The 16724-nt window shown below is 57.4% G+C and carries 14 protein-coding genes; 3 read left to right on the top strand and 11 right to left on the bottom strand.

Going from position 1 to position 16724, the window contains the following annotated elements; genetic code table 11:
• Positions 1-334: 334 nt before the first annotated feature.
• The 3 genes from CGK93_RS09775 to CGK93_RS09765 form a co-directional block, all read right to left on the bottom strand.
• Entirely contained in the window at positions 335-2185 is a 1851-nt protein-coding gene (locus CGK93_RS09775; protein ID WP_089594649.1) for a KAP family P-loop NTPase fold protein, read from the bottom strand.
• Between the two features lie 886 nt (positions 2186-3071).
• The gene (locus CGK93_RS09770; protein ID WP_157731699.1) at positions 3072-3776 is read right to left on the bottom strand and encodes a hypothetical protein; all 705 of its coding nucleotides are present in this window, start codon (positions 3774-3776) and stop codon (positions 3072-3074) included.
• Positions 3777-4061: 285 nt separating this feature from the next.
• On the bottom strand, positions 4062-7547 hold the full coding sequence (locus CGK93_RS09765) for a hypothetical protein (RefSeq protein WP_089594647.1): 3486 nt from the start codon (positions 7545-7547) through the stop codon (positions 4062-4064).
• A 145-nt stretch (positions 7548-7692) separates the two neighbouring features.
• Between CGK93_RS09765 and CGK93_RS24590 the strand changes: the two genes are divergently transcribed.
• On the top strand, positions 7693-7824 hold the full coding sequence (locus CGK93_RS24590) for a LuxR C-terminal-related transcriptional regulator (RefSeq protein ID WP_198318402.1): 132 nt from the start codon (positions 7693-7695) through the stop codon (positions 7822-7824).
• A 525-nt stretch (positions 7825-8349) separates the two neighbouring features.
• Here CGK93_RS24590 and CGK93_RS23525 read toward each other — a convergent pair.
• Together CGK93_RS23525 and CGK93_RS09755 are read right to left on the bottom strand one after the other, a co-directional pair.
• Positions 8350-8976, bottom strand: coding sequence for a C40 family peptidase (locus CGK93_RS23525; RefSeq protein WP_157731697.1), 627 nt, complete (start codon positions 8974-8976; stop codon positions 8350-8352).
• A 1243-nt stretch (positions 8977-10219) separates the two neighbouring features.
• Positions 10220-11119, bottom strand: coding sequence for a sigma factor (locus CGK93_RS09755; RefSeq protein WP_089594645.1), 900 nt, complete (start codon positions 11117-11119; stop codon positions 10220-10222).
• 182 nt (positions 11120-11301) lie between these two features.
• Between CGK93_RS09755 and CGK93_RS23520 the strand changes: the two genes are divergently transcribed.
• Positions 11302-11625 carry an ArsR/SmtB family transcription factor gene (locus tag CGK93_RS23520; protein ID WP_091325166.1) on the top strand — a complete coding sequence of 108 codons (324 nt, stop codon included), beginning with the start codon at positions 11302-11304 and terminating at the stop codon, positions 11623-11625.
• Here CGK93_RS23520 and CGK93_RS09750 read toward each other — a convergent pair.
• Complete coding sequence (locus CGK93_RS09750; protein WP_232481596.1) at positions 11579-12136, bottom strand: hypothetical protein; 558 nt, start codon at positions 12134-12136, stop codon at positions 11579-11581. The genes CGK93_RS23520 and CGK93_RS09750 overlap by 47 nt on opposite strands.
• 131 nt (positions 12137-12267) lie before the next feature.
• Between CGK93_RS09750 and CGK93_RS24585 the strand changes: the two genes are divergently transcribed.
• Complete coding sequence (locus CGK93_RS24585) at positions 12268-12552, top strand: helix-turn-helix domain-containing protein (RefSeq protein WP_089594644.1); 285 nt, start codon at positions 12268-12270, stop codon at positions 12550-12552.
• Here the strand turns inward: CGK93_RS24585 and CGK93_RS09740 are convergent.
• The 5 genes from CGK93_RS09740 to CGK93_RS24075 all read right to left on the bottom strand — a co-directional run bounded on the left by CGK93_RS09740 (position 12521) and on the right by CGK93_RS24075 (position 16632).
• A complete protein-coding gene (locus CGK93_RS09740; RefSeq protein WP_157731695.1) occupies positions 12521-13465 on the bottom strand; it encodes an alpha/beta hydrolase in 945 nt (314 codons plus the stop codon). The two genes, CGK93_RS24585 and CGK93_RS09740, sit on opposite strands and share 32 nt — an antisense overlap.
• Before the next feature lie 250 nt (positions 13466-13715).
• Complete coding sequence (locus tag CGK93_RS09735; RefSeq protein ID WP_089594642.1) at positions 13716-14174, bottom strand: hypothetical protein; 459 nt, start codon at positions 14172-14174, stop codon at positions 13716-13718.
• The gene (locus CGK93_RS09730; RefSeq protein ID WP_089594641.1) at positions 14171-15187 is read right to left on the bottom strand and encodes a hypothetical protein; all 1017 of its coding nucleotides are present in this window, start codon (positions 15185-15187) and stop codon (positions 14171-14173) included. The genes CGK93_RS09735 and CGK93_RS09730 overlap by 4 nt, the downstream gene beginning before the upstream one ends.
• Entirely contained in the window at positions 15184-15675 is a 492-nt protein-coding gene (locus tag CGK93_RS23515) for a hypothetical protein (protein ID WP_157731693.1), read from the bottom strand. The genes CGK93_RS09730 and CGK93_RS23515 overlap by 4 nt, the downstream gene beginning before the upstream one ends.
• Positions 15676-16401: 726 nt before the next feature.
• On the bottom strand, positions 16402-16632 hold the full coding sequence (locus CGK93_RS24075; protein WP_232481595.1) for a hypothetical protein: 231 nt from the start codon (positions 16630-16632) through the stop codon (positions 16402-16404).
• Between the last annotated feature and the right edge of the window lie 92 nt (positions 16633-16724).

Below are 16724 nucleotides of genomic sequence, written 5' to 3'. Positions count from 1 at the left end.
GCAACACGACCAACGGTCCGCTTGGGGCCACCTGACGATCGTCCACCCTTCGTGCCGACGCCACCACCTCCGCCACCACCACTTCCAGGACCGTCTCCACCCCCGGCTCGGCGCCACAGCCGGATCATCGGGGCCAGACTTGCCGGGTCCAACCCTGCATGAGCAGGGTGAACATTCCCTTGCTCACCGGGAGACTGCACATCCGGGTTCGCCCGATTTGGTTCCTGCGATCCGACTGCAGCGGGCGCATCATCAAGCCAGCTCGAAATCGAATCCCTTAAGCTACCTGCGTCGGCGCCGCCACTACCCTTGAATGAGCCACTTGTACCCATATCTACTTGGCTCCCGCGTCCAGAACTGAATCCAAGGCCTTGATGACCGGCTTATTTTCAGTTCCCGCCTTCCAAGCTCCGAGAACTTCAACAAACTGCGCAGCTCCTCCAGAATTGAACAGCAGCACTGTCGGCAAGCTAACTTCTTGCGCTGGCAATTTCAGCAAGGCGCGCGTGGCAACCTCAACTAGGTCTTCGTGGGTACTGCAAAGAGTCAAAATGCCGTTGACCGCCCCAAGCTGAACAGCCGGGTCGTCCTGCATCTTCCTGCCCAAGTACTGGATGAGTGTATCGACATCACCCCGGGCCAATGCCGCGAGCTCGGCATCATTAACGGATGTCCTCTCGAGTTGAGAACCAGACGTTAGAGCTGCCGCGATGTCACGCAATTGCTGGGGCAGCGACTCGTCAATTAGTTGGCGCCCCTTGAATGCAGCGGCAAGAGTGAGGTAGCCAGAAACCTCGCCAGCGTCGAGCTCTGGAGGCAGCTTAGCCCACCGAACCATAGTCGCCGAGAACCCACCTAATGAGTCTTCTTGCGGAGGCAGCTCCGTCTTGACGTTGAGTTTAGGCCTCTTGCCATCAACGACCTTGGCGATCGGGGCAGGCTCGTCGGATGCTGTGATCTTGTCCAAAGCCATTAACTGAGGCCTCAGATTGCCGCTAGCCAGCCAATCAAGAACCGTCATGAAGTCACTTTCAAACAACCGCTCAAGCACCATTAACTTAGCAATAGCATCGGAGGCGAGACTGATTCCCCGACGAGAAGCAACGGCCTGACGCACATATAGGTCATTCATGAAACGCTTAATACGGCGCGGGTTGCCTTTAAACCTCTCGTAAAGGACCGGGGTTAGTCGGGAGGCCGTTGCGGCTTCGAGAGCGAGATCAGATCCTTCGGGCATAGCAAGATCATCTAGACTTCCAGCCCCGAAACGGAGCTCGTTGCAGGAAATGACCAGCTGGGCGTACGCAACGTCGCCAAGCTTTGATTTGGCAAGCAATAAGAAAAGATACGCCTTAGTATCGAAGTTGCTTAGGGCCGGGAGAGGGATCGTGGTCTGAACGATCTTATGGAGGTACAGACTCGCAACGCTCTCTTCCTCCGTTGCAGCCTTCGGAGTCTGGAGCTTCTGCTGAATTGCTTCCGCTACGCGCTCCTCGTCGGCCGCGATGACGAAAGACATCCCATCTACAGACAAGAACAATCGAATCGCCTCAAGGGTTTCAACAACCGTTTCCGGAAGACATCGATCAAGGTCGTCAACGAGGACGACGACCTGCTCGACATGCGCAAGGGCTGGGCTTCCTAGAAAATCCGAAAACTCTTTCCGGAATGCAGCAAGACCCTTCTCGCCTTCCAATGACTCCTTGTCATCGCTTACCAAGTCGAAAATGTCATCAAGGCTTGGGAGTTGCATCGTAATACCAGTACGAGCCGCCATCTTGATCGCCTTAGACCAATTTACGCGTTTCGCTAGTTTCTTGAGAGTGTTGCTGGCGGCATCGTTCACAGGATCGTCCGTGCGACACTCCTCAGCCAGCGCCCCTAGGACCTCTGTAATCAGACTTTCCTTGGGACCCACGGCCGGGTCATAACGCCACGGGTCTGCGCGAACAACAATGATCTTCTGGTCATCGTCCGTCCAGCCACTCAGCCGTTTTTCGACAAGATTAAGGACCGTAGTCTTACCACTACCCCATGATCCAGAAATACCCAAGGCGATAGGATTGAGTCCGTCGTCGAAAATGGCGTCGGCGACAGTTTCCGCGATTGCTTGAAACGATAGTAGATCTGTGGATGCAGGTTCGTCCGACCACAGAGGCAAGATTTGATTTTCAGTTTGTGCCATAAACAGTATTTCTGAATAAGCTATTGCAGCCTGCCAGAATCCCCCAATACTTAAATTCCGTTGAATGCTACCCTAGACTATTAGCCAGGGCGACCTTGCCGTCAATGTTCTCAGCGACACACGACTTAATCATGCATCACCACTAGGACACTGAGGGAACGAGCCGCGCCGAGTGGGGCATCTACCCGATGGTTAGCTCGTTCAGGAATCCTCACTCCGAGGCTTGCCATTCGACTCAGAATTGCTTATCGCTAGCCGGTCTGCGATCTGCATGACGGTGGCCACGTAGTCATCCACAATCTGCGGCTTCACCAAGCTACGAACTGTCACCACCTTGCCGTTACATCCTGCGGTTGCTTTGACTCGTGCTTAGACGGGTTGACCGGCATCGATTCGACGCATCAGCTCGGCGTAGGCCTTGCCTGCGCGATTCGAACATGAACGGCAGCGCCTCGGAAAGAGTCGCAAGAACCTCCGCCTCCTAGTCGGCCCGTTTCTCGCGAGATTCCCCGGAGATCCTTTGAGGGACTTTTTCGATCGCGAGGATTGGTTCGACAAACTCCCACCTGAGCTTGCACCGCCTGAACCATGGCCACCGGGCCGAGAATGCCGCAGCGGGTGCCAGGAACAGTATTCCGCCGCCATCGAGAAGGCGGATCTAGAGCCGGACCTCTACTTACGGCAGCAGTTATACGGCTTTGCCCGCTATGACTTCATGGAGTGCCTGGCGGATTGTTGGGGGCAGCCTCGTAGTAGCGATCCCGATACCCATCATCCCCCGTGGTAAGCCTTCCCAACTACGGCTGGCACCGCCCAAAGTGGCAGCACCAGCCGTCTCGGAGCGACGTAAGTTCCGCATTCAGTATCCAAGCTGCCATGCTCTGGTTCAAGCTAATTCTCTCGACCTGGCAGCATTCTCTTGTGGAGTGGACAGACCCAGAACAGCATGATCCCGGTGGTACTGAATCCAGGACGACCGAATCTCATCACTCACGATTATCTCCCCTAACGACTGATCGAGTCGCCGTGTTTCGATGGCGGAGAGCTCGGCGAATCTGGCGATAAACCCACGCACAAGTTCGCCCCAGCGCGGCACGTCATGAACGACGTCGATGGCGTCGCCTGAGCGCATCGTCTCACCGCTGAGACAAGATACGAGCGGCCGGCCCGATTCACGCCATGTCGACAAGAACTCGTCCGTTATTGGACGGATCGCAAGTCGCAGGGCCCGGTCTATCCGAGCATGTTCTTGGCGAGCACCTCCTGCATTAGCGAGTCGGCTTATGACTCCGCCATAGCCAAAATCGATCAGGTCGTCTACTCCATACTGCTTGATCCAGACGCCGTAGTTGCCCGTCCTGGCCCTCAAGGAACCGTTTAGGCGGACTTGAAAATACTCGATTCCTGCACCTACTTTCTCTTCCCGATGACGGTGTTCATCGACCAAGGCTCGGAAAAAGACGTCATCCGCGGGGTCAGTCAAGCGACCGTCTGGAATGTACTTGTCGCGAATCCGCTTGCACTCTTCCTTCGCCTTAGTTTCAGACGGAAAGCTATAGATCCCAAACACGACAGGACGACTGGCTGCCACTAGATTCCTTCTCTCGAACGAGTATGCGTTGTCGCATCGTAACGGATTCTGCGAGGGCAGCGATCATGGGCTCAGGCAACGAACACTATCCCGTGCCTAGGCTGTGGCCGTTGCACTTGGCTGTGCCAGGCTAGGTCGATCGGTCCGGTTTGTAGTTTAGGCCGACCGGAATTGCTGGCCTCGTGCCTCGTCTGAGCGGACCCCGCCACTAAACTAGTGCCACCGTGGATGTGTTGGCAGCCGGCATGCCAACGTTGGCAAGCATGGGCGTAGGGAGTTTTCCGACTACTTTTCCTGAGGCTTTCCCGGGGTTTCAACGATTTCCAGCACTCGTTGCTCAAGATCCAGGTATCCGCGGGCGCCCAATGCATGCATCAGCTGCCGCGAATCTGTTCTGAGTTGCTCATCGTCTGACGCGAAACCCGCTGCTATTACGGCCGGGGCTGCATACTCCGTGAGATCGTAGCTCCTTGCCTCTGCGTCAACCCCCTCCGGCAGTAGTAGTCGGAGCGCGTCGAGCGACGTGCGAGGATTCACCGGCGCGGCTTGGGCCAAAACTTCGCCGATCATCCCATGACTGTTGAGGCGGCCATGAAGTTCAGCTGCTTCGACTAACCGTGGCAACCACCATTCGACTGGGTACTCTCTACACTTTACGAACCAGTAGAAGTCGCCGAGTTCAGCCCTTTCCTCCGGATTTGCGCGAACATTCGCGACGCGCTCATCCCAAAGTTCGCCCAATCGTTGCGCATTGCGCACGTCAACCGACTTCATCGCCACAAACTGCCATGCGATATTGGCGACCGCCGCCCCTCTGGTTGCCGGCGGGACCAACTCGAAGAAATCGCGTAGCAATGTGTCGTTGATGTCGATATCGCCCCATACAAACGACTCGACAATCCACTGACCTATCAGTTCAAGGGGTTCGGACCGCCCTTTCCACCCAACCGCGATCGGTTCTTCTAGACGAAGCGCAGCAGACAGCGGCTCACGGAGAAGCTCAAACGTAGCCTTGTGGGAATGATGTGCCGCTAGTGCCGTCGTGAGGGCCACCTGCTGACACGTGGAGATTCCCTCGTCGCCGCCAAACAGCCTTGCGAGATTGGCCGTCAGCCAATCGGGAGCGTGGCTATGCAGTTTTACCAGGCTTTCACCGACAACTGCATGGATTGCTCCGTGCCGATCTGGGCGCCCAAGTTCGCGCTCAAGCGCAACCAGGGCCCCGTGGAACCACGAAGAATCAGGCCCGTGGCTTAGGAGGTTGACGAGACCCCTGACTGAGACCGGCCATCGGGAGGTCAGCGATATTGCAAAGGGATCCGCAGGGTTACTCGGAAGACGGCTGGCATACTCACTCCAGGCTCCATCGTCCTCTGCGGCTGCGATCAGCACTGCACCCACCTGCTCCAAGACTAAATTGGGGACGGAGAGGTTGCTTCGCTTCTTAGTCACTTCCTCCAGGAGGCCTATCGCCGCATGTTTTGCATGTCCATAGTCCCGATCGTCCTCAAAGTCATGCCCTTCGGGAGCGAACACTGAAGGTTTGGCACGATCGAGCACAGCATGCGTGACGTCCAGGAGCTGACTCCATTCGGGGTGGAAACCCGCCTTGATCGCGGCTTCCCACCCGGTTAATACTGCCCGAAGATATGTCGGTCGTAGTCGTTCGACGAGATCTGACATGCCAGCGAGGGCAAACGGGTTTGTGGACACAAGAGTGGTGAGTTCGCGTCCTTGGCCTTCGTGCGTTGGTCCTCGCCAATCGTCGCCTATCCGCCAGGATTCAAGGTGTGCGACCAGCTCCCGAGGGTCCATCGCGGACAACTCAGTTTGGGAACTCGGGCTGGTCGGCCCACGCCACGATCCTGAGCTCAGATCAGGTGCCAGGGGCGACTCGATGACACCGTGTTCCGCATCCAACTCTGACAACCGCTGCTGCAGTTCGGGCGGGAGGGACGGTACCCCGATCGCCGCAAGAAGCCGGTGCTGCCATCTCTCCCGTGGTTCTGACGACCGCTCATCAGGAGACGTCTGCACATCATCTTCCCTACGTGGATATCTCCCCACCGCAGTTGTTGAGACACGCGGAACGGCTCCGATAAGTAGAGCCAACTCCGCGAGTTCATCCGGTGCGATGTCGGCGACGGCCTTGATCAAGTGAGCCAATTCAAGCCAACATGTTTCCTGGCTTGACAGAGGGTCAGAGATGAGGTCCTTACCTGCAGAGATGATGGCCACGGTGTCCCCACGCTCCGCGTGTAAAAGCAGGAGAGCTTCCGCGGTGGCGAACAGAACAATCCGACGAAGTAGCAGAATTGGTGTTCGTGAAAGCATCGAGATGGTCCTATCGGGAGCCCTTCGGATGCTTGCTGTCGCCAGATCACGAACAGTATCGATGAGGGCATGCTCAACGCTCGGTAGCGAGTGATCCTTACGGCCAATGACGGCTCGTCTCAGGTAGCTCACATCAAAATCTTCAGTGACGCTTTCATTAAGCCGTAGGCAGTCTTCAAGCCAGGGCGTAATCGTGCGGAGACCGATTTCACCCAGCGATTGGGCGACCTTAGGCAGTTCCTCGGCGTACCAGTAGTCCTCGAACGCAACCTCAACTTTGCCCTGCTGGCCTTCGGCCCGGGGACGAAAGAGTAGGTTGGCAAGTTTTAGTCCTGCTTTGGTTTCCCCGTTGTCAAGCAGGTTTTTGGTCAAAGCGCCTTGTGAACGTGGGTCAGTCCTCCAACCTAGCCCATCCACGCCCCACTCCAATATCATTGGCACCAGACGTGCGGCATGCTCTGCAGGGATCCTGGCCCCAATATCGAACACCGCTCGACGCACCCACGAATTGCTAGTGCTCCGAAGAGCAAGAAAAACGCCAACCACTTGGTCTGGTACGAGGCCGGCCATACGAGTCAAGAATTCGATTTCGGGCCAATACGGCTCACGAGTGTAGCCGTCGTCCCCCGGGGTAGGTTCGGGCGGAGTGCTGAAGACACCTGCGGCAGCCAATGGTTGCAGCCAAAGTGGGCTGTTGTTCCCCTCGAAGAAGACCCGACGAAGCTGGAGAGTTGGGATCTGGCGCAAGGCATACTGAACTTGTTCAGAAGTCGGAGGCTTATCCGCGCGATTGATCTCAGCCAACAACTCGTCGAGTAGCCGACGAGTGTCGAAGAAGCCTGCAGTCCTAACGGCAACCAGGTCTTCGACAACACGGATATTCCGCAGAATCTCAACGTCGGTTGGCACATGACCGTTATCCCTGGGTGGACGCTCCAGATGGGTCCACCGAACGAAGAACTCACGGGCCTCAATCCATTGCCCGACCGCTGGATGATCGCTGCTGCTACCCTCGGCGAGGAGAGCGGCGGCATCGTCGCGGACCTGCTTGGTCTCCAGAACCACCGTTTGTACTACCTGATCAATAGCAATCGCTACTGCTCTAGGCACGGGGATGTAGTCTAGGTCCTGCCGAAGGTCGAGGTCAGACGACAGCGCCAGAGCATCAGAAAGCTCGCGGGCGAGGGCTGACGCGGACCTACCCTTCAGGCGGCCTGTGGTCTCGCCAATGACTGAAGGCAGGGCGTTCATGACCTCTCGCATCGCATTTCCGATAAGCGAAACACGAGCACGTTCCTCGCCTGCCACCGCCGGGGTCCCGAGCATTCGGATGGCCGCTCTATATGTCCCGGCGAGAGCCGGGCTTCGCTCATCCAAGGCGTCGTACAGTTGCTGCTGCCGGTCGTCAAGGTTGGCTCTGTCCTGCACAACCATCATCTCTCCATCAGATCTAAGGGAACTAGGGTGCCGGCGCAAGGTTGTACTCCGTTAGCGAGCGCATAGTGGCAAAGTCTCGCACTAGATAATCTTTAGCCAGGCGTACCGCGAAGGATCGTTCGTCAAATCAATTCTCCGACAGCGGATGACAATCCGCTGTCTCCGCGAGGTAGAGATACTGACACTTGCATCTGGTGCAAAATCGAATCTCCAAATTGGATCCGCTCTCTCTACCGCTGAAGGCACTGTCAAGCGATACCTTTCCAACATTTTTTAGAATGGCTTGGCGCTGTCTCCAGGCTCGACATCGTCCGCAAGTCCGTTGACCGAGGTTGGATTATTAGCCCTTCTGTCGAGAGGTACTGACTTCTTAACCGTCACCATCAATACTTGATGACGGTCTGGGAAGGCTGCAAATCGTCTGCACGATGAGTCTCTACGCATGGTGCAGACAGTGAAACTGGAGCTGCAGGGTCACGCGGCCAAGTACAAATGAATATGTTCCTCTTCCTGGAATTGGAACAGCGGACGATCTTCCACCGGGCGGGACCGTAGGGATATCCGACGGAGAGTGCAATGAGCAGATGCACAGGAACAGCGAGGGTCCGTCTTCCGGGGTGCAGTTCAATCGCACCCCGCCGTTCGTAGTCCATCTGGTCGTCACAGCGGCACCGATGTAGAAGGCGTTGATTGGATTACCGAACTAGTTGTCCGAGCGCCACGGGAGGAGATTTGTTCACGGGCCACGCATACGTGTTATGTTCGGATGATCCATCTGGATCCGAACTATCTGCCAGGACATTCATGGCAGCAGATCGAAGTAGGCGCTGCCCGGATTCCAATCGATCGGATGTAGCAACGTCCCAGCGGACGGGTTGAGCGCGCTATACATCATGCCGTCGCCAGCGTAGATCCCTACATGTCCCCAGTTATAGGGACCTTGTGGATTCTGCACGACAAGGTCTCCGATCTGAGGACGGTCAGTCATTCGCCCGACTCGCCACTGCTCCACACGCGGTAGTTCGATGCCCACCTGGCGATAGATCCACTGCACGAAACCGGAGCAATCCCAGGCCTTGAAGGCCGTTCCACCCCAGACATAAGCACCGCCCACGCCCGCCTGAGTGAATCGCAAAATGTCCTGTCGGATTTGAGATAACCCTTCTGAAGAGATCGGATCTGGCCGGCCGCTCTCCCCGGCGATGCACGTCGGGACGGTGGTGACACCCTGGAGCAGGTCAACGATGGCTGTCGCCTGTAGTTCCCATCGAGCATAGAGCTCTGGAAACGCCGACACTTGGACTGCTTGAGCTGCTTGCCCTTTGCTCATTGCAGACCAGCCTGGCACATCCAGCAAACCTCGAGGGCTGCCTTGATTCGGTCCAGAGGGTCCTCCATAGAACGCCCGTGCGTTGTAAGAAAGATCCATCAGCTCCGCAACGGTTCCCCATCCAGCCGCTGGCCGCTGCTGTGCCGAACCGACTGAGTCGTGGTCACTCCCAACCCCGTCATGAGGAAACTGAAATGACGCAGGGACATTCGCATTGGCGAGCATCCGGAGGGTCGACTCCTGGAGAGACATCATAATGGCGATCACCATCGCCTCCCGAGGAACGCCAAGTTGCTTCCCGACGGAAATGTACCCCCGCGCCACAGCAATCTGCCCTGCGGAGAGTCCAACGGCTTGACCATTCGGCCGAGATCCACTGTTCTCGAGGACGCTTTGTGTGACAGCGCCGCTGCTCGACACACACCCGACAGGCGATTCCGGCTTGTCGCCTGCCAGGGCTAGAGCGACGGCGCTGACAACAACACCAACGGAAAGCACGATGACGAGAACGACGGCGATGGCAGCCCGTACGAGCGTTCGGCGCCTAACTACGGCCATCGCCAAAGCGGGATGCGGCATCAGTAGACGATCCGGCTTGTCGAGGCATAGAAGCCGACCATTTGGCATCGATCAGGCGGGGCGGTCGCTGCCGGCGGGCAATTAGCCATGACACTGACCGGCGCTGTGTATGAATTGCTGCTACTGACTGTCTGGTCAACGACCTTGAGTCGAACCGTGCAGACATGAAGCCCCGCCCATGGAGCAGGGCGTTCGCGAACTCTTACTAGTTCGTTGTCGCATGCCATGGATTCGAACGTTGCTACCCTGTAGGCACCTTGGCCCGCAAGCGAAGCGAAGGACCCCGCGTTTATGCCCGTTGCCTCAAACTCCTGGACCAGGACCGCCAACGGATTTGATCCGTCAGGGAGAACGAACCACCAACCTCGAATTCGAGCGTACACATCTGAATACGACGAACTTCTACTGTCCCAGCTATAGATTGCCACGGCGGCCGCAGACGCAAGCACCCTGTAGTCGGCCGTCTTAGGCGGACCGGACGCTGGTACCGTAGCAATCGATGCTGATTTTGTTGGTTTTGGTGTAGGCGTCGGGGAAATGCTCGGCAGCGCCCGCGACGTCGAAGATTTAGCCGATGGGACACCCGTCCCTTTCGTAGACGGCGACTCCCGCGGTGCGACCAGAACGAGAATGAAGGCGCCAAGGATGGCCGCCAGTGCTAGGCCAAACACCCACCGACGAGTTGTTCGCCCATGCCAAACGGATTCCACCATGTTTGCCTCCTAGCCTGTTCATGGCTCAGCTCGCTAATCAGCAACATGACTCAAACAGCGGAAGTCATGGAACTGCGAATGACTCTCCATGCCGTTTGATACAGCCGACGGGCCGTGCCGATTTGAACCGCCACGTATCGATCAGTGACTTTGAACTCTTCGGCAACCTCGGCTATGGCAGCCTGCCGTTCGACGCCGTGATGTTCGGGCAGCACGATGGCTGCGGCCACTCCCCGCAGCAGCGGACTCGGCAGACAACCAACGGCGTGCCGGCACAGACCGGACATGTCGTGCACAACTTCAGGATCTACATCCAACGCTTGGCTTATTGTCTTTGCAGTCTGCCGAACCGCGGTGACTGCATTCCAGCGGCGACGGTCTTGCGGCGACGGAGGGGCGTATCGTCGCGGCTCGGTAAGGCTGTCCACCGCGAGGCGCCATACCGGAGCTGACACAGCAGCCCGAGTCAGCCCAAGAACCATATGCGCCCATTCTTGATCGATGATCTCCTCGGCATCGCGGTAATCACGGGACACGACCAACACCGTTAGCTGCCGGACAATCTCCGGGCTCTCACCTTCGCCCGGATCTATAAGCAGCGGAAGCGTCTTGTGGCCGAGCTCTCTGCGGACGTGCGCGGCACAGACATTTCCGGTGACACCTTGAACCCAGGCACCGAATGGAACACCAGGGATCTGTCGGTAGTTTCCGCGTGCCACCCCGTCCCAGACAGCCATCCTGATGTCTTGCATGACATCGTCCACATCGCACGAGCGGCCGATCCGAGCCAAGTGCGAGATGACGTAGCGACGCACGCCTTCAACCGCTCCCATCATTTGGTCGACGGAAACTCGCAGGGTCGGTGTCACCGGACTCAGCAGCGAAATATCCACTGGGGATGAGTTTGAGTTCTCTATTTCAGCGTTGCCCGCCAGGTGTTCCAGGCTCATGGCTCTCACCGCTTCGACTAACGGATTCGAATATCTTCAGCGTCACCAGACGGGGCGACACGACGTGGCAGTAGCGATCCTGACCACAACACAAGCTTCTTTAAATTATTGTCAAAGATAATTAAAGTATCGTCAAGACCCAAGTTCTTACTTTTTGCATGTTGTTCAGTAAGAATGAAGCCATGCCACGGATCACGCAGCCTCACGACGACGCCTGGTCGCCCGACGTTGAAGACGCTGTGGCGACGTTCGGGAACCGCTCACGGAATGAGATTCTGAGGTTCCTGACGGCAAACGGTCCTGCGTCCAGAGGGGACATTGTCGCAGCGGTCAGCGCCGGCGAGCCCAGCGTCGCCAAACACCTCATCGCACTTGAGGAAGTAGGCGCCATCGAGGTCGACGTGGAAGCCGGACGACGCCACGGCCGCTCCCCCCGTTACTCAGCCAATCCTGCCCGCATCAAGGAGTTACTTGACGCCCATCTTCGTTATGTCTTGGAGGAGTAGCTGCGGCTCGCTCGCCCTTCGGGTGCAAGTCGATGTCTTTGTTCAAATACTCGGAGATTGCCCGCAGCGTTTCCGGCGAGACGTCCCCTAGCGTCCTTGCAGCGAAGGACTTCACCCGGGCTGCCCTCAGAGACTTCACAAACTCCAATTGCGAGTCGATGCGTTCGGGAACGTCGCCTTCGACGCCGTTCAGCAGATAGGAGGGATCGACGTCGAACATCTCGCAAATAGCGGCGAGCAGCTCCGGGTCACTAACCAGGCGCCCTGTCCCGTCCTTCATGTAGAACCATCTGGCCCTGGAGATCTTGACTCCTCGAGCTCGGAGGTCGGCTTCAATCTCCCTAAAAGTGACAGGTGATCCCCTCTCGGCCACTACGACGTCGAGAAGCAGGTTTAGCCGGCGGGCGAGGGTTGCCTGCGGTGACAACTCGCCGTTGCGGCTAGCGTCCTTTGCCGGCATGTTCCACCTTTCGACGGCCTCGTTCGATGAGAAATACTGCTGCGTTGCCATCAGTATTCCGCGCGTGCCGCGGCTAGACAATCAACTGCATTCAATCTTTTTCGCGAACTACAAAAGGCGTATCCTGTTGCTGTAGACCCGTCTACAGCAAACATCCTCCACAATCCTGAACCGTGGTTTGAATGTCGACATCCATCTTGATGAACCGAACACGGAGCCAGATCCTTCGCTTCCTTATCAGAAGCGGGCCATCGACCCCTGGCGTCTTGGCGTCAGGACTTCAGGCTTCTCGAGCGACGGTTCGGCGTCATCTCCTCGTCCTTGAGTCGGCTGGTTACATTCAGGCTTTGGCCGACGAGCGTTACTCCGCTCACGCCTCACTCGTCGAGTGTCATCTCATTGACCTAGCGGCCCAGTACTCAGTGCAGATACCTCCTACGACTGCGCTCCCGCTTGTTCAGGACTAGAGCCAGCCAGCGGGAGACCGTAGAACCACTCCTCGACCGATCGCTCCCATTTTTCGGGGTCGACATTCCACTCCAGAGAGTGTCCCTCAGATGCAAACTCCACCAATCTGACTAGGTCCGGCCTCAGACTGGCAGCTTTCCTGGATGCTTCGAAGGGCGTCGTGTCGTCCTTCTCACCATGGAGTACGAGGATCGGTTTGTTCAATTCAGTTGCTCGCGCCAGCCAATTCAGGGAATCGAGACAGATTGGTTCAGCAAGGCCGGTCACCCACCGGAGGGCCTTGGACCGAAGAATGGAGAAGCCCAGGTGCACAACTGGCCGGGGAAGTCTTGCCGCCTTGGCGTTCGCTGCCAGGGTCGTCCGCCAGTCTAAGACTGGCGCGTCGAGAACCAACCCGGCTACTCGCGAGGAATTCGGCGACAGAGCCGCTGCTTGAAGGGCGATGGAAGCTCCCAGTGACCACCCAAAAAGGACAATGCGTTCAGCGCCATTGGAAACGGCATAGTTGATGCCGGCCTCGACGTCGCGCCACTCGGTCTGGCCGAGGTTGTAGCGGCCATCGTACGACGGAGCGGCGTCGCCGTCGTTGCGGAACGAGACAACCAGCGAAGTCAGTCCCAGACGCCTCGCGATGGGTATGCCTCGCAGAGTGCCTGCCCTCCTGCCACCCATTCCGTGGACGTGGATGGCCCAGACACCGGATGCTTCGACACTGGCGGGCGGATCGAACCTCCACGCAGGGGCGACACCATTCGCGACCGGAATCTCAACGTCTTCATACGGCACACCAAGTTGCTCCGGTTTCGAGTAAACGTACCCACTCCAGATCCCAGCGCTGGCCAGTGTGAGGTCTCCGGAGTCCACACGCTCCACCGCCCGGACAACTGTGTTTTGGTCGGGGTGGGAGTCCACGACCGGTCCGAGGCATGCATGCCCTGTCCCCCGCTCAAACCAAAAACTGTATCGTCCCGGCGCTCTCGTTTGTTCCGTATCGGGAAGTTCGATTTCTAGAGATCCGTCGCCAATGGTGTGCACGGCCCGAACGTCCAAATCCTCACGACGACTGTATTTTGGCACTACAATCTGACGAGCGAAGTACGCTGCACTGGCGACGCCTGCAAGCAAAGCCCCTGATGCAGCAAGAACGCCTACCTCCAAAAACCTACGACTGATTGCTGTCGGCATCGTCCACCCCCTGTACCCTTTTGCGTTCGTCTATCGCTTGGCGGAGCCTCACCAGGGTTTCCGGAGAGATCCCCTGCAACTGACGAGCGGCGAAGTTCCGCACACGTGACTCACGCAGGGTACGAAGAAGTTCCAGCTGAGCGTCTACAAGCTTTGGTATCTCCCCGGCATCATCCAAGAGGTAATCACGGTCTACTCCAAAGAACTCTGCAAGGTTACTAAGCAGCCCGGGATCGGTCGCCAGCGAGCTATCGCCACTGCGCATATAGGCCCAGCGGGAGCGGGAAAGTGGCGTTCCACGCTGGCTCATGTGCCGATTGATCTCGGGGTAGGTCAAGGCCTCGGATCCCTCGGCCTCATAGAGGTCCAGAAGAAGGTTGAGCTTCCGCGCCAATCTGGTCTGAGGGGTTTCGGAGGAACTCGCACCATCCGTCATGTGGCCCGCTCCCCCTTCCGTCTACGAACTGGAACTTGGCGCACGAAAGATCCCGCCAGATAGTTCTCGGCAGCGTTCAAGACATTGAGGTCATGGATGTCCAAGCAGCTTCCTAAACCGGGCTCAACCAACAGCGCGTCCTGCACTTCAACAAGCATTCTATGGAGCCTTTGCGCCCGGTCCTGTTGGCTGATCATTTCGGCGTCTCCTGCGAGCCGAACATCTACCCGCTTCTTTGTTGTCCTTTCCCAGATTTTCGTGAGGCCGCTAACCAACTCCTCCTCAGTCACGGATTCCCTACGGCGGAGAACTCGACGCGCCACGGGTGGGATGGCCAGACCCACGCACAGGAACGTCATGGCGGCAACGACCGCCGCATCGTAAATAGGCGAGACCGCACGCATCGTATCCAGGCGCCCTTGCAAATGAAGGACATCCATGACCAGCACAAGCAATACAAGGAGAACGGCAAAGCAACAGCCAACCCCGATGGACGTAAATGCGATTCGGAAGTAGGGCCTGCGCATGTCGCCTCGAAATCGGAAACACGTAGTGCCGGTAACGCCTACCACGTAACCGATGTATACGAACTGGATGGATGAGTAGAGGGCAGCAGGCCACTGGTCACCGTAATCCACCATGAAACGGGTGGAACTGCCCTGGGTGACGATAACACTGAAGCTGGCTGCAAGGCCCACGATCACCGCGGCCAAGAGAATCATGCCAGCAGAGTCTCGTTTCTCGACCGTCTCGTCGGGCGTCGCCGCCCGAATGATCGCTCTGGCGAGAAAGTAGATCCCAACCACCATAGAGACATTGGCCACGAGGTCAACGAAGTTACGACCACCCAATAGGGAATCGATGCCTACATAGACCTGATCGATATTCAGCGTCAGCGCGACTGAAATCGTGATGGCGGCCGTCAGCACGCTGTGATCGCGCCGTACCCGGATTCCAGGGACGAGACAAATGACGAGCAGCCAAATCAAAACTGCGGCCACAATCTGGATCATTCGAAAACCCTCTCGAACGATCTTGGTTCCCTGGCGCTGTTCCTGATTGCTGCTGCGAAGAGATCTGCGAGCGATTCCGCGGCCGCTTCCAGATCATCAGTGAAACTGCTCCGCGCAAGGACGCGTGAGACTAGTCCCACGGGAAGGTTCGGGAACAGGACTTCTATGTATTCCGCTGGCACGCCCAGTTCGTCGTGCCTCAAAACCATGTGCCCAAGTTCGTGCAGAACGAACTGCTGCCGATGAAGTCCAGACGGGCTGACTGCGTGCAAAATAATCTCGACGTCCTCACAGGACAGCCACAAGCCGCAGACCGTGCCGCCGTTCAGAGCTCCGGCAGCTTCTATCTGTATTGGCCGATGCCGAACGCCTTCGACTACCTCGACCAGACGTTCCAAGTTGAGGTGAGTAGGGAGCTTTAGGCCCTCGAAGGCTCTCGCGGCACGCTCCGCCGGCGATTGTCCTGCGGGATATGGATTGTTTTTCATGGGCATCCCCAGTGATGCGTTCACTTGGTTCGTTCTCGGCCCAACGCGACAGACATTTATCGAGCCCTTGGCGAACCCCTAATTCCATTGAACGCCCTTACTCTGGACATGTCCAGAGTAAGGGCGTTCAGCTTGTTCGGATCGCAATCCCGACATCGATGTCTTCAGTCCGGTGGCCTGGGTGACTCAGAGCACCTTGCGAATGCGGGCATGCTCAGCATTCACCCAGAGTCCGAAGTCATCCGCGGAACGGATAGGGTCATCAGTTGTACCAAATTATTTGGCTTCTCGGCTGACGCCAAAGAAAAACACGGCACGTCGGAGAGACGGGTCGTCTGCAAAGGCTGCGATCTTCGTCGGCGCATGGATCGCACTCGCAACCAGCCGAACCTTGCCCGGATCACCGTAGATCTGAGCGTGCCGTGAGCTTCCGTTGTCAGAATGAATATCTGCAGCGGGTTCTAAAAGTTGAGTTACAGCGAGAACTTAAGAGTTGAAACTCTCAGTACCTACTTGATGTCGCATTCCAGCAGTTTGCGAAACTTAGGACACCTCTCGGTCACTATTCGTTCCGGCCATCCATGATTTCTTCGAGCTTTTCAAAAGCGGCACGCGCTGCTGGAATCTGTGGAGCGCTGGCTTTGGTGAACCACTCACCTGAATCGTCCCGCCGCTCGATCGCTCGTAGATCCAGGTGTTCGTAAGGCAAAACGGGTCGTCCATAGACTACAGACCGTTGGCGGTCCGCACCGCGAAGTGCTCGACGCGGATTGAGCGGTAGACCTTGGACACTTGCACCGGGCCGCCCACAGGATCCTCATTCATGGATGAGTCCTGGGTTTGGCGGTAGAGATACTCGAGTGGATAGTAGTCCATGGCGCCGGATATCAGTCCCTTGTTGTTATCCCGCGCCAATGTTCCCTGGAGTCTCCGGCCTCCATCGCCAATCGTGGCCAAACGAGTTCCGCGTCCCGGGCCTCAAAGCGCCGGGGCAGCCGGCCCGGTGTGTGCCGTTGCCTGTAAAGCGCCAGTTGTCCTTGTCAAAGGTG

The organism is Arthrobacter sp. YN (genome assembly GCF_002224285.1).
GTDB lineage: Bacteria > Actinomycetota > Actinomycetes > Actinomycetales > Micrococcaceae > Arthrobacter.
The sequence above is the reverse complement of the archived record's forward strand: the minus strand, read 5'-3'. Positions and strand labels throughout refer to the sequence as shown.